The following is a 13,124-nucleotide window of genomic DNA, read 5'->3' as shown; positions in this document are numbered from 1 at the left end:
GGGCGGGATTCGCTGGCTCGGAACAGTCTGCTGATCATGGCGACGACCGTGGTGAACGGCGGGCTCGGCTACCTGTACTGGATGCTCGCCGCCCGGTGCGTGCCGGCCTCCGAGATCGGTACGGCCACCGCGCTGATCTCGGCGGCCACCGCGGTCAGCATGATCGCCAACCTCGGGGCCGGCCACATGTTCATCCAGCGGCTGCCCGGCAGTGACACGGCCGGCTGGTCGCGGATCGTCAGCGGCGGACTGATCTTCGGGTCGGCCGCCACCGCCGCCGCGGCCGCCGCCGGGGCGATGATCGTGCCGTCGGTGGCGGACAACTTCGGATTCCTCGGTGGACTTCAGGGCGCGGCGGCGCTGGTCTGCGCGGCCGTGGCGGTGACGCTGACGACGCTGCTGGACAACGTCTACGTCGCGCACCGGGCCGGGCACGGCATGCTGGTCCGCAACCTGGCCGTGGCGAGCGGCAAGATCGTGGCGCTCTTCGTGATCCTCGCGTACCCGGTCCCGGGCGTGGACTGGGCCGAATCCGTGCTGCTCTCGTGGACGCTGCCGACGCTGCTGGTCAGTGCGCTCACCGTGGTGGCCGGACCTCGGCGGCTGCGTCCCGGCGCCCGGCTGCGGCCGGCCGGGATCGCCGCGGAGCTCCCGCATCTGTGGACGGCGCTCACCGGCCATCACCTGATCAACCTGTGCCAGGCCGGGCCGGCAGCGCTGCTGCCGGTGCTGGTCACGGCCCGGCTCGGTTCGGACGCCAACGCGCACTTCTACCTCGCCTGGATGACCGCCTCGATGCTGTTCATGGTGTCGCCGGCGGTGGCGTCGGCGCTCTACGCCGAGCGGACGAACGACGGGCGGGTCGGTCTCGCGCGGGCGGCGGCCGTGGTGCTCGCCGTGGTGGGCGGGCCGGCCGTCGTGCTGCTGGTCGCAGGGGACGCGATCCTCGGGCTGTTCAGCGCCGGGTACGCGGCCGAAGGCGGCACGCTGCTCAAGATCCTCGTGGTGGCGGCTCTTCCGGACGCGGTCGCGAACCTCGCGGTGGCGCACTGGCGGTCGCAGGGGAGGTTCCGGCTCTGCAGGCGACTCAACGCCGTCCGCGCGGTGTCGTGCCTGCTGCTCACCTGGCTGCTGCTGCCGTCGCTCGGGGTGACCGGCGCGGGCGTCGCGTGGCTGGCGGGACAGACGGCGAGTGCGCTGATCGTGGGCTTCCTGGCCGCCCGGAGATCCGTGCGTCCCGGGTCAGGACGACGAGCGGAGGGTTTCCGATGAGAATTCTGCACCTTTCCAACCTTTATGCGCCGGTGATCGGCGGGCTGGAACGCAGCATCGCCACGAGCAGCGAGGAGATGGTGCGGCGCGGCCATGAGGTGACCGTGCTGACGCTCGCGACACCGGCGGCCCCCGACGACGAGGAGATCAACGGAGTACGCGTGCTGCGCGTGCGCAGCATCGCGAACACCATGATGCCGGGCCTCAACGCCGACACCGCGAAACCGTTCCACCCGACGATGCCGGACCCGCTGACGACATCGGACATCGCCCGCACGCTGCGGACGCACACCTTCGACGTGGTGCACAGCCACGACTGGCTGATGTACAGCTACCTGCCGCTGCGCGCCGGCCGGCTCGGGCTGCCGCACGTGCACACCGCCCACGACTTCGGGCTGACCTGCGTGCGCAAGACCTTCTCCCGCAACGGCCGCCGCTGCACCTCCGGACCGAGTCTGGCCCGGTGCGTCGGTTGCGCCACCGCCCAGTACGGCCGCCCGCGCGCGGCAGTGCTCACCGCCGGTCTGCGCAGTCACCGGCACAAGGGCATCGACACGCTCACCGCGATCTCGTCCTCGGTGGCCTCGGCGCTGAACCTGGCCCGGCTGCCCGGCGAACTCCCGGTGCGGGTCCTCTCCAGCCTGGTCCCCGACGGCCTGGACGACCTGGCCCGGGACACACCGCGGCCGGAGTGGCTGCCGGACCGGCCCTACCTGCTCTTCGTCGGGCAACTCGGCCTGCACAAGGGCATCGACGTGCTGTTCACGGCCTATCGGCGGCTGGTCACCACGATGCCCGACGCTCCGGGGCTGGTCTGCCTCGGCACCCGCCGGCACGACACCCCGCCGATCCCGCCCGGCGTGGTGGTCCGGCACGACGTCCCGCACGCGCAGGTCATGGCGGCCTGGCACGGCGCGGCAGCCGGGGTGGTGCCGTCGTTGCTGGAGGGGATGGGCCAGGTCGCGGTCGAGGCGATGCTGGCCGGCGCGCCGCTGGTCGCCTCCGCGTCGGGCGGCCTGCTCGACGTGGTGCACGACGGCGTGACCGGGTTGCTCGTCCCGCCCGGCGACCCCGATCTGCTGCACACCGCGCTGGTGCGGGTGCTCACCGACCGTGACCTGGCGGGCCGGCTGCGGGACGCCGGTCACGAGCGTGGGCTCGACTTCACCGCCGCCCGCGTCGTCCCCGAGATCGAGGAGGTCTACCGTGACTGCATCGCCCATGCCGGATGAACAGCGGATTCGTGTTCTGGTCGTCGGCTCCGGCTGGCGGTTCCTCTCCGGGATCAGCTACTACACCTGCCGGCTCAGCAACGCGCTCTCGTCACGCTACGAGGTCGGCGCGATCCTGATGCGCCGGCTGCTGCCGGCCCGCCTCTATCCCGGGCGGGAGCGGGTCGGTCACTCGCTTGCCGACTTGCGCTATTCCGAGGATGTACGGGTATTCGACGGCGTGGACTGGTTCGCGGTCCCCTCGCTGGTCCGGGCGGTCGGGTTCCTGCGCTCGTTCCGGCCGGACGTGCTCGTTCTGCAGTGGTGGACCGGGGCGGTGCTGCACTCGTACCTCGCCCTGGTCCTCGCGGCCCGGGCGCTCGGGATCCGGGTGATCGTGGAGTTCCACGAGGTGCAGGACACCGGGGAGGCGCGGCACGCGTGGGCCGCCCGATATGTGCGGCGCTGCATCAGGCCGCTGCTGGACCGGACCGACGGTGTCGTCGTGCATTCGCGCTTCGATCTGGCGGCGGTCTCCGAGATCTATGGCATCGCGGACATGCCGGCGGAGATCGCTCTGCACGGGCCGTTCGATCATCACGAGCCGGTGGCGCGGCGCCCCGGGCCGGACGGGATCTGCCGGCTGCTGTTCTTCGGGACGATCCGGCCGTACAAGGGGCTCGAAGATCTGATCGAAGCATTCGCCGGACTCGGGCCGGGCTACCACCTCACGGTCGTGGGGGAGACCTGGGAGGGCTGGACGCTGCCCGCCGAGATGATCGTCGACTCGCCGGTCCGGGACCGGATCACGTTCGTGAACAGGTACGTCGCGGACGCCGAGGTGAACGACTTCTTCGCCGGGGCGGACGTGGTCGTGCTGCCGTACCGGCGGAGCTCGGCGAGCGGGCCGCTGCACATCGCGATGAGCCACGGCGTACCGGTCGTGGTGACCGGGGTGGGTGGTCTCGTGGAGGCGGCCTCGGAGTACAGCGGGACGGTGTTCGTACCACCGGCATCACCGTCCGACCTGGCTCTCGGCATCGCGAAAGCCGCCGGCCTGGCAGGCCGGCGGCACGCGGATCCGTCCTCCTGGTCGAAGACCGTGGACGCCTATTCACGACTGTTCGCTCAGTTGGACAGCACCACGTCGTCGAACCAGACCGAGCCGGCGTTGTCGCCCGACTTGAGGTGAAGCTGCACGCTGGCCGCGCCGGCCGGGGCCACCGCGTCGACGGTCAGCTTCGTCCAGTTGCTGGTGCCCTTCGCGACCTGCTTCGAGCTGCTCTGGCCCAGCCACTTGTCGTTGGCGTCGAACCAGCTCAGCGCGATCTCGTTGGCACCGGTCACGCCGGCGCCCTTGGCCCAGGCCTCGGCGTGCCACTTCTGGCCGGGGAGCACCGGGTTGACCGGGGCGGTCCGGACCGACGGCAGGCCGGCGGTGGTGCGGCCGGTGTCCGAGAAGCGGGCCGAGCCGGAGCCGGTGTGGGCCACGTCCCGGACCCGGACTGCGGAACCCTGGTCGGCCAGGTACGGACGCCACGGCGAGTTGCCGGCCGACGCCTCGAAGCCGAGGTCGAGCACGCTGTTCGTGAGCGTGCCGCCGGTCCAGGCGGCACGCACCACGGCAGCCGCCGGCTTCGCGGTGCCGTCCGCCCGGTAGAGGCCGAACCTGTACTGCGCGGGCAGCTTCGACACCTGCGAGTTCGACGGGATCGCGCCGTCGCTGAAGTCGTTCAGCGTCCACGGCGCCACCGAGCCGACCTTCGCCACCTGTGCGGCCCGGAACACCCGGGCCAGGAACGCGGCCTGCTCACCCTCGCTGCCGGAGCCGGTCGCGGTGGTCACACCGGTCTCGCCGATCACGATCGGGGCCGGGCTCACCGCCGACTGCGCCTTACGGATCTCGGCGAGTGAACGCTCCGAGTTCCCGTAGAAGTGGAAGTCGTAGTAGTCCAGCGGGGTCGCGGTCAGCGCCGACTTGATCTTCGCCATCGCGGGGGCGCCGCTCTGGCCGTCGACGCTCAGCGTCAGCGGCATCTGCGGAACGGACTTCCGGACCGCCGGGATGAGCTGCTTCACCCAGGCCACGGCGGCCGGGTCGTTCGGGTTGAACTCGTTCTTCAGCTCCACCGAGATGACCCGGGGGTCGCTCGCGTACGGGGCCAGCACCGCCTTCGCCCAGGCGGTGCTGCCGGCCGCGTCGCTGTAACCGGCCCACCAGTCGAAGAGGGTCAGCTTCACGGTCAGGCCGTACGAGTCGGCGATGTTGACGAACTTGCGGAGCCGCTCTGTGTACTCCGCCTTCGGACTCGGGTAGCCGAACGCCTGCGGGAAGACGATCACCCGTACGTTGTCGGCGCCGAGCGCGGCGGCCTTCGCCAGGTCGGCGTCGACCCGGGCGGCGTCGAACGAGGTCCACATCGCGGACCAGCCCGCGTCCGACGGGTAGTAGTTGATCGTCTTCGCGGAAATGGTGGCGGCGAGGCGGCTCGCCTTCGTCGCCACGACCGAACCCTGAACCTTGACGGCTACGGCCGGCTTCACGCCCTTCGGCGCGGGTGCCGGCTTCGTCGCGGCCGTGGCCTCCCCGGCCGGCGTCACGACGGCGAGGAGCAGCGAGGATGCGAGGATCGCTGCGCGGCTGCGAACAGTCTTCACGGAGGCTTCAGCCCTTCATTCGGCGGTCTCTACGGTCTGGCCCCTCCATTCGGTTGATGTGGGGGTGGACCACAGGCTTCCGTCGATGCAGTGCGGTTGCGAACGCGGAGCGGACAGGTGCACAGCCTTCATTCCCCGGACGGTGGCCGATGGTGCGCCGGCTCACCCGCCCGGGAATCTTCGGACTTTTCCCTGGTCAGGCCGGGTAGTGCCGGGGGGTGTAAACCAGCCGGCCACCGGCTGACACCCGAGTCTGCGACGAACCGACGATGAGCAGGCAGCGCATGTCGACCGTGGCCGGGTCCAGATCGGCCAGCGTGGTGATCCGGACCTCCTCGGCCGGGCCGCCCACATCCCGGCCGACCACCACCGGGGTCTCGTCCGCCCGGTGCTCCAGCAGCAGCTTCCGTGCGCGGACCAGCTGCTCGGTGCGGGTCTTCGACGCCGGGTTGTAGATGGCGATCACCAGGTCGGCGGCGGCCGCGGCCTCCAGCCGCTTCTCGATCACCGACCAGGGCTTGAGCCGGTCCGACAGCGACAGGATGCAGAAGTCGTGCCCGAGCGGGGCGCCGGCCCGGCTCGCCACCGCCTGCGCCGCCGTCAGTCCCGGCACGATCCGGACCGGCACGTCCTGCCACTGCGGGTCCTCGGCCGTCTCCAGCACCGCCGCCGCCATCGCGAACACACCCGGATCCCCCGACGAGACCACTGCCACCCGGCGGCCCCGCTTCGCCAGATCCAGGGCGAACGCGGCACGCTCCGCCTCGACCTTGTTGTCCGAGGGGTGGCGGCGCTGGCGCGGGTTCGCCGGGACCCGATTCACGTAGGTGGTGTAACCGATCACGTCGTCGGCGGCGGCCAGGGCGGCGCTCGCCTCGGGGGTGAGCCAGTCGCGAGGCCCAGGCCCCAGCCCGATGACCGTAACGGTGCCGGGGCTGCCCTGAGCGCCGTCCTTTTCCCGCACCGGCCCGGCTTTCGAGTCCCCGAGCGCCTTCCGAATCCCGGGCGCGCTCCCGCCGTCCTCCGGCATCCCCGACTTGTCGGAGATGCCAGGCGACGCAGCGGAGAATGCGGCGGCGGCCGGGCTCGGTAGCAGGGCGAGGGAGAAGTACGGGACCGAGTCGGGGTCCACCTCGCTCAGCGGCACCGACCGTTCTCGATCAGTGGTGGCGCGTTCCACGTACCACGCGTCGCCCAGACGGCCGGCCTGCTCCAGCGCTTCGCGGACGCCGGGGAAGGTGCGACCCAGCTTCATCACGGCGGCCGAGTCCGTGGTGGACAGGCGGGCCGCCAGCTCGGCGGGTGGCAGCGTGCCGGGCAGGACGGTGAGGATCTCGTCGCGTTCCATCAGCGGGCGGCCGAGGACGGCCGAGGCGGCGCTCACCGAGGTCACGCCCGGGACGACCGTCGCTTCGTAACGGCCGGCCAGCCGCTTGTGCATGTGCATGTAGGAGCCGTAGAAGAACGGGTCGCCCTCGGCCAGCACCACCACGTCACGGCCGGCGTCCAGGTGCTCGGCGAGGCGGGCGGCGGCTTCGGCGTAGAACTCGTCGATCGCGCCCTGGTAGCCGCCCGGGTGATCGGTCGTCTCGGTGGTGACCGGGTAGATCAGCGCCTCCTCGATCTGCCCCTCACGCAGGTAGCCGGCGGCGATCGCACGGGCGTTGCTGCGGCCGTGCCGGGCAGCGTGGTACGCGATCACGTCGGCCGCCGCGATGAGCCGGGCCGCCTTCACCGTGACCAGTTCGGGGTCGCCGGGGCCAAGCCCGACACCGTAGAGCCGGCCGGGCTGGATCGCGTCGTTCGTCATTCCGATATCCGTCTTTTCCGTTTTCGAAAGGGGGCTTACTCGGCTTCGGAGGCTATGGCGTTCACGGCGGCCGCCGTCATGGCGCTGCCCCCGCGGCGACCGCGAACGATCAGGTACTCCAGATCGGACTCGGCCAGCGCCTCCTTGGACTCGGCCGCCCCGATGAAGCCGACCGGGATCCCGAGCACCGCCGCCGGCCGGGGCGCGCCCGCCTCGATCATCTCCAGCAGCCGGAACAGTGCTGTCGGCGCGTTCCCGATCGCCACGACCGCGCCGCCGAGCCGGTCACCCCAGAGGTCGAGGGCGGCGGCGCTGCGGGTGTTGCCGATCTCCTTGGCCAGCTCGGGCACGGAAGGGTCGCGCAGCGTGCAGATCACGTCGTTCGCCATCGGCAGCCGCGCACGGGTGACCCCGGACGCGACCATCTGCGCGTCACAGAGGATCGGCGCGCCGTCGAGCAGCGCCTTGCGGGCGGCCGACACCACACCCGGGCTGTACCGCACGTCCTCCACGAGATCGACCTGCCCGCAGGCATGGATCATCCGGACCACGACGCGGGCCACGTCATCCGGCAGCCCGCTCAGGTCGGCCTCGGCCCGGATCGTGGCGAACGACCGCCGATAGATCTCAGCGCCGTCGCGCACGTACTCCATCAAGCCCTCCTCGCCGCCGCCACCGCATCCCCCAACTCCCGCGAAGCAGGGGAGAGCGGCACCGGCTCGTCACTGACAGGTGTCTCGCCGGCCGCACCCTGACCGACATTTCCGAAATGTCCGGCGGAGTTTCCGGCTCCAGCTAGGCCAGGCTCAGGCAGGCCGGGTGCGGGCAGGCCGGGTGCGGGCAGGCCGGGTGCGGGCAGGCCGGGTGCGGGCAGGCCGGGTGCAGGCAGGCCGGGTGCAGGCAGGCCGGGTGCAGGCAGGCCGGGTGCAGGCGGGCCAGATTCAGCCATGCCAGATTCAGGCAGGCCAGGGCTCGTGCCCGCGTGGGAGACCTGGTAGCCGTGGGGCGTCGCCAGCACTCGGACGTGACGCCCGGCCGGGCTGCCGCACGCCCGCTCGCAGCCGACCCAATGTGTGGGCAGGCCGTCGACGAAGACGGAAGCGGCCGTGGCGTCGGCTCGGACGTCGGCGTGGGACCTGGCGCAGCCGGGGCGGCCGGCGCAGGCGGTCACGCCTACCCACGGTGAGTCGGGGGACAGGGCCAGGCCGGCCGCGCTCAGGCGGTCCGACCAGGCGGCGGCCTCCTCGGGCGGCAGGTCGGTGACGAGCACTCCGCGCCAGGGCGTGATCACCAGGCGGGCGGCTTTTTCCAAGATCTTCAGGGGTACGGGTCCGAGCCTCCCCAACGGCACCAGCGCCCCGACCGCGACGAGCGGGCTGCCCGGCTGCTCCAGCACACCGAGGAGGTCACTGGGCTGGTCACTGGGCTCCGGCGCGCCGAGGAGGTCACTGGGTTCCGGCGCGCCGACGAGGTCACCGTGCTCCGGCGCGCCGACGAGGCCACCGGGCTTCAGGAACTCGACCGGGGTCAGCGCCTCGGAAGACGACGCACGCGGGATCGGGGTGAGGCCGAGAGCGGTGCTGACCCGGGCGGAGACCCGGGCCGGGCCGTCGGTCAGCTCGCGCAGGCGCCAGGCTGCCGGGCCGTCGCCGCGCTGCGCTTCGCGTTCGGCGAGGAAGGCGTGGGCGGCGGCGATCAGGGTTTCGACGACACGGTCCGGAGCGACGGTCAGCCCGGTGTCGTGACCTCCGAAGCGGATCGTGAACGACGACGGCGCCCCCGGAACGGCGAGGCCTGCGGGGGTGGCGATGTCGGCGTCGGCGGCGATGTCAGCGCGGGCGGGGACGGCGGCGAGGTCGGCGGCGAGGGGGACGTGGCCGATCGCGAAGAGGAATTTGCCGGGTAGGCGGGGTAGCTCGGGATCGGCGAGGATCGCGGCGTCCAAGCGGGAGATCAGGGCGCGCAGCGCTGGGGGAGCGAGGGGCGGCGCGGCGATGTTGCGTACCGGATCATGGGTCATCGAAGGCAGAAGGCCCGCCGCGCGCAAGCGGGTCGCCAAGGTCTCCGCCGCCTCGGCTCGCACGCCTCTGATCTGCAGGTTCGCCCGGGAGGTCAGCTCGAGACGACCATCGCCGCAGTCGGCTGCCAGCTCACGCAGAGCGTGCATCTGATCGCCGCTGAGGACGCCCGCGGGCAGCCGGACACGCGCCAGGAGCCCGTCGGCCGCGGCATGCAACCGCAGCGCGCCGGGGCAGGCGTCGGTGTCGGACTGCCGGAGGGGTGCCACGGCCCGGATACTACGGGCGGCCCCCGACAGACCGGCATCCTCGGGTCGGGAGCGTCACCCCACCTTGACGCAGAGCCGTGACGTTCGGAAAGGTGGGAGGTCTATCAGCGGCGAAGCCGCGGAGGAAGCCGGTGTGATTCCGGCGCGGTCCCGCCACTGTGACCGGGTCATCGATCCGGAAGTCAGGAACTCCGTTCGCCGTCATCCCAACTACCACGGGGCGCGGACCCCGAGGGGGAGCGCGACGCGTGTTTCTGCTGCTGTCCACGTCCGACACCGACCTACTCAGCGCCCGGGCCAGTGGCTCCGCGTGGCGTCTCGGCAACCCGGCCCGGACCGCGGTCTCCGACCTTCCCGCCCTGCTCGACGGCGTCGACCTGGTCGTCGTGCGCATCCTCGGTGGCCGGCGGGCCTGGGAGGAGGGCCTGGACGCGCTGCTGGCCGGCGACGTCCCGGTGGTCGTCCTCGGCGGCGAGCAGGCCCCGGACGCCGACCTCATGAAACTCTCCACGGTGCCGGCCGGTGTCGCCGCCGACGCGCACGTCTACCTGGCCCAGGGCGGCGGGGAGAACCTGGCTTCGCTGCACGACTTCCTCTCCGACACGGTGCTGCTGACCGGCAACGGGTTCGCGCCGGCCGTCGAGGCGCCACAGTGGGGGATCTTGGAGCGCCCTTCGAAGGAGGCGCAGACCACGGTCGCGGTCCTCTACTACCGCGCCCACCACATGGCCGGGAACACCGCGTTCGTCGAGGCGCTCTGCCAGGCCATCGAGGCGAAGGGCGCCCGCGCGCTGCCGATCTTCACGGCCTCGCTGCGGACCGCGCCCCCGGAACTGCTTTCCGAACTGCGCACGGCGGACGCGCTGGTGGTGACGGTTCTCGCGGCCGGCGGCACCAAGCCGGCCACCGCCGGTGCGGGCGGCGACGACGAGGCGTGGGACGTCGGTGTGCTGGCCGACCTGGACGTACCGATCCTGCAGGGTCTCTGCCTGACCAGTTCGCGGGCCGCCTGGGAGGAGAGCGACGACGGGCTGTCGCCACTGGACGCGGCTACGCAGGTGGCGATCCCGGAGTTCGACGGCCGGATCATCACGGTGCCGTTCTCGTTCAAGGAGATCGACCCGGAGGGACTGTCGGTCTACGTGGCCGATCCGGAACGGGCGCTGCGGGTCGCCGGGATCGCGGTGGCGCACGCCCGGCTGCGGCACGTGCCGCCGGCGGATCGCAAGATCGTCCTGATGTTGTCGGCCTACCCGACGAAGCACTCGCGAATCGGCAACGCGGTCGGTCTGGACACCCCCGCCTCCACCGTCGCTTTGATCAAGGCTTTGAAGGAGGCCGGCTACCAGGTCGGTTCCTTCGACGACTACGACGGCGACGGACTGATCCACGCGCTGATCGCGGCCGGTGGGCAGGACCCGGACTGGCTCACCGAGGAGCAGTTGGCCGGCAACCCGGTGCGCATCTCCGGCATCTCGTATAAATCGTGGTTCGACACCATGCCTGCGGACTTCCGGGAGCGGGTGGAGCAACACTGGGGGCCGGCCCCGGGCGAGCTCTACGTGGACGGTGGCGACATCGTCCTGGCCGCCCTGCGCGACGAGAACATCGTGGTCATGGTGCAGCCGCCGCGCGGTTTCGGCGCCAACCCGGTCGCGATCTACCACGATCCGGACCTGCCGCCGTCGCACCACTACCTGGCCGCCTACCGGTGGATCGCCGGCGACTTCGAGGCCGACGCCGTGGTGCACGTCGGCAAGCACGGCAACCTGGAATGGCTGCCCGGCAAGAACGTCGGCATGTCGGCGAGCGACGGCACCGACGCGGCGCTCGGCGACCTGCCGCTGATCTACCCGTTCCTGGTCAACGACCCGGGCGAGGGGACGCAGGCGAAGCGCCGGGCGCACGCCACGCTCGTCGATCACCTGATTCCGCCGATGGCGCGAGCCGAGTCGTACGGCGACATCGCCCGCCTGGAGCAGCTCCTCGACGAACACGCGAACATCGCGGCCCTCGACCCGGCGAAGTTGCCCGCCATCCGGGCGCAGATCTGGACGCTGATCCAGGCCGCGAAGATGGACCACGACCTCGGCCAGGCACACCGCCCTGACGACGAGGAGTTCGACGACTTCATCATGCACATCGACGGATGGCTGTGTGAGGTGAAGGACGTCCAGATCCGGGACGGCCTGCACGTCCTCGGCCAGGCGCCGGTCGGCGAGGCCCGGATCAACCTGGTGCTGGCGATGCTCCGGGCCAGGCAGATGTGGGCCGGCAAGGTGGCGGCCCTGCCGGGTCTGCGCGAGGCGCTGGGCCTGTCGGAGGACGCCTCGACCGCCGAGACCGACGCGGTCGAGGAGCAGGCGCGAGCTCTGGTCACGGCGATGGAGGAGCGAGGCTGGCCGGTCGAGGTGCCGGCTGACGTGCTGGCCGCCGTCTTCCCCGATGCTGCTGGCTCCTCTGATACTGCTGGCTCGGGCGACATTCCGGAAAATTCGGAAATGTCCGGCAAGGCGACCGACGTGGCTCGGGTGCTGGCGTTCGCGGCCACCGAGGTCGTGCCCCGGCTCGCGAAGACGACCGACGAGATCACGCACGTGCTGCACGCCCTCGACGGCGGATACGTCCCGGCCGGGCCGAGCGGCTCCCCGCTCCGCGGCCTGATCAACGTGCTGCCGACCGGCCGCAACTTCTACTCCGTCGACCCGAAGGCGATCCCGAGTTCGCTGGCCTGGGAGACCGGTCAGGCGATGGCCGAGTCGCTGCTGAGCCGGTACCGCGCCGACCACGACGGAACCTGGCCGAAGTCGATCGGCATCTCGGCCTGGGGCACCAGTGCCATGCGGACCGCCGGTGATGACATCGCCGAGATCCTCGCGCTGATCGGCGTCCGGCCGGTCTGGGACCCGGCTTCCCGGCGGGTCACCGGCCTCGAGCCGATCGCCCGTGAGGAGCTGGGCCGCCCTCGTATCGACGTGACGGTCCGCATCTCCGGGTTCTTCCGGGACGCGTTCCCGCACGTGGTGGCGATGCTCGACGACGCGTTCGCGATGGTCGCCGAACTGGACGAGCCGGACAACTACGTCCGCGAGCACGCGCTGCGGGATCAGGCCGAGCACGGCGATTGGCGGCGGGCCACCATGCGGATCTTCGGGTCGCGGCCGGGGGCGTACGGCGCCGGGATCCTACCCTTGATGGACAGCCGGAACTGGCGGGACGACGCCGACCTGGCCGAGGTCTACGCGGTGTGGGGCGGGTTCGCGTACGGGCGGGATCTGGACGGTGTCCCGGCCCGGCCGGACATGGAGAACGCGTACCGGCGGATCGACGTGGCCGCGAAGAACATCGACACGCGCGAGCACGACATCATCGACTCGGACGACTACTTCCAGTACCACGGCGGCATGATCGCCACGGTTCGCGCGCTGACCGGGAAGGCGCCCGCCGCGTACATCGGCGACAACACCAACCCGGACCAGGCGCGGACCCGCAGCCTGACCGAGGAGACCGCGCGGATCTTCCGCGCCCGCGTGGTGAACCCGCGCTGGATCGCCGCGATGCGCCGGCACGGCTACAAGGGAGCGTTCGAGCTGGCCGCGACCGTCGACTACCTCTTCGGGTACGACGCGACCGCCGGCGTGGTCACCGACTGGATGTACGAGCAGCTCGCCGCGAGCTACGTGCTCGACCCGGAGAACCAGAAGTTCATGCGCGAGTCGAATCCGTGGGCGCTGCACGGCATCAGCGAGCGCCTGCTGGAGGCGGCCGAGCGCAAGCTCTGGGAGGCGCCGGAGCCGTCGACGATCGCGGCTCTCCAGCAGCTCTACCTGGAGACCGAGGGCGAGCTCGAGGACGGGCCCGCGTAATTCGCTTGTGTTCATGGGTG

Annotated in this window: 8 protein-coding genes and 1 riboswitch; of the genes, 4 read left to right on the top strand and 4 right to left on the bottom strand. The window is 71.5% G+C overall.

Annotated features, from left to right (window positions below):
• Nucleotides 1-36 precede the first annotated feature (36 nt).
• The 3 genes from EP757_RS03480 to EP757_RS03470 are packed head-to-tail and all read left to right on the top strand — an operon-like array spanning nt 37 to nt 3,675.
• A complete protein-coding gene (locus EP757_RS03480; protein WP_232050355.1) occupies nt 37-1,272 on the top strand; it encodes a lipopolysaccharide biosynthesis protein in 1,236 nt (411 codons plus the stop codon).
• Nucleotides 1,269-2,504 (top strand): glycosyltransferase family 4 protein, encoded by a 1,236-nt coding sequence (locus EP757_RS03475; protein ID WP_127542762.1) that lies wholly within the window; start codon nt 1,269-1,271, stop codon nt 2,502-2,504. The genes EP757_RS03480 and EP757_RS03475 overlap by 4 nt, the downstream gene beginning before the upstream one ends.
• Complete coding sequence (locus EP757_RS03470) at nt 2,479-3,675, top strand: glycosyltransferase (protein ID WP_232050354.1); 1,197 nt, start codon at nt 2,479-2,481, stop codon at nt 3,673-3,675. Before EP757_RS03475 ends, EP757_RS03470 begins: the two co-directional genes overlap by 26 nt.
• On the opposite strand, the gene EP757_RS03465 is transcribed toward EP757_RS03470, so the two are convergent.
• From EP757_RS03465 to EP757_RS03450, 4 genes are all read right to left on the bottom strand, one after another.
• On the bottom strand, nt 3,612-5,141 hold the full coding sequence (locus tag EP757_RS03465) for a cellulase family glycosylhydrolase (protein ID WP_127542761.1): 1,530 nt from the start codon (nt 5,139-5,141) through the stop codon (nt 3,612-3,614). The two genes, EP757_RS03470 and EP757_RS03465, sit on opposite strands and share 64 nt — an antisense overlap.
• A 196-nt stretch (nt 5,142-5,337) precedes the next feature.
• Nucleotides 5,338-6,951 carry a precorrin-2 C(20)-methyltransferase gene (locus tag EP757_RS03460; RefSeq protein WP_127542760.1) on the bottom strand — a complete coding sequence of 538 codons (1,614 nt, stop codon included), beginning with the start codon at nt 6,949-6,951 and terminating at the stop codon, nt 5,338-5,340.
• A gap of 35 nt (nt 6,952-6,986) precedes the next feature.
• Complete coding sequence (locus EP757_RS03455) at nt 6,987-7,607, bottom strand: precorrin-8X methylmutase (protein WP_127542759.1); 621 nt, start codon at nt 7,605-7,607, stop codon at nt 6,987-6,989.
• Nucleotides 7,604-9,238, bottom strand: coding sequence for a precorrin-3B synthase (locus tag EP757_RS03450; RefSeq protein ID WP_127542758.1), 1,635 nt, complete (start codon nt 9,236-9,238; stop codon nt 7,604-7,606). Before EP757_RS03450 ends, EP757_RS03455 begins: the two co-directional genes overlap by 4 nt.
• 121 nt (nt 9,239-9,359) lie before the next feature.
• Nucleotides 9,360-9,430: riboswitch (cobalamin riboswitch) on the top strand.
• Nucleotides 9,431-9,486: 56 nt separating this feature from the next.
• Here EP757_RS03450 and cobN point away from each other — a divergent pair.
• A complete protein-coding gene (gene cobN, locus EP757_RS03445) occupies nt 9,487-13,104 on the top strand; it encodes a cobaltochelatase subunit CobN (RefSeq protein WP_127542757.1) in 3,618 nt (1,205 codons plus the stop codon).
• Nucleotides 13,105-13,124 lie beyond the last annotated feature (20 nt).

This window comes from Actinoplanes sp. OR16 (assembly GCF_004001265.1).
Lineage (GTDB): Bacteria > Actinomycetota > Actinomycetes > Mycobacteriales > Micromonosporaceae > Actinoplanes.
Note: the sequence above shows the minus strand (reverse complement) of the source record. Positions and strands in the feature narration are given on the sequence as shown.

Coding starts and splice junctions, on each gene's coding strand:
- EP757_RS03460 (WP_127542760.1), bottom strand. CDS start 6,951: ATGACGAACGACGCGATCCAGCCCGGCCGGCTCTACGGTGTCGGGCTT.
- EP757_RS03475 (WP_127542762.1), top strand. CDS start 1,269: ATGAGAATTCTGCACCTTTCCAACCTTTATGCGCCGGTGATCGGCGGG.
- EP757_RS03480 (WP_232050355.1), top strand. CDS start 37: ATGGCGACGACCGTGGTGAACGGCGGGCTCGGCTACCTGTACTGGATG.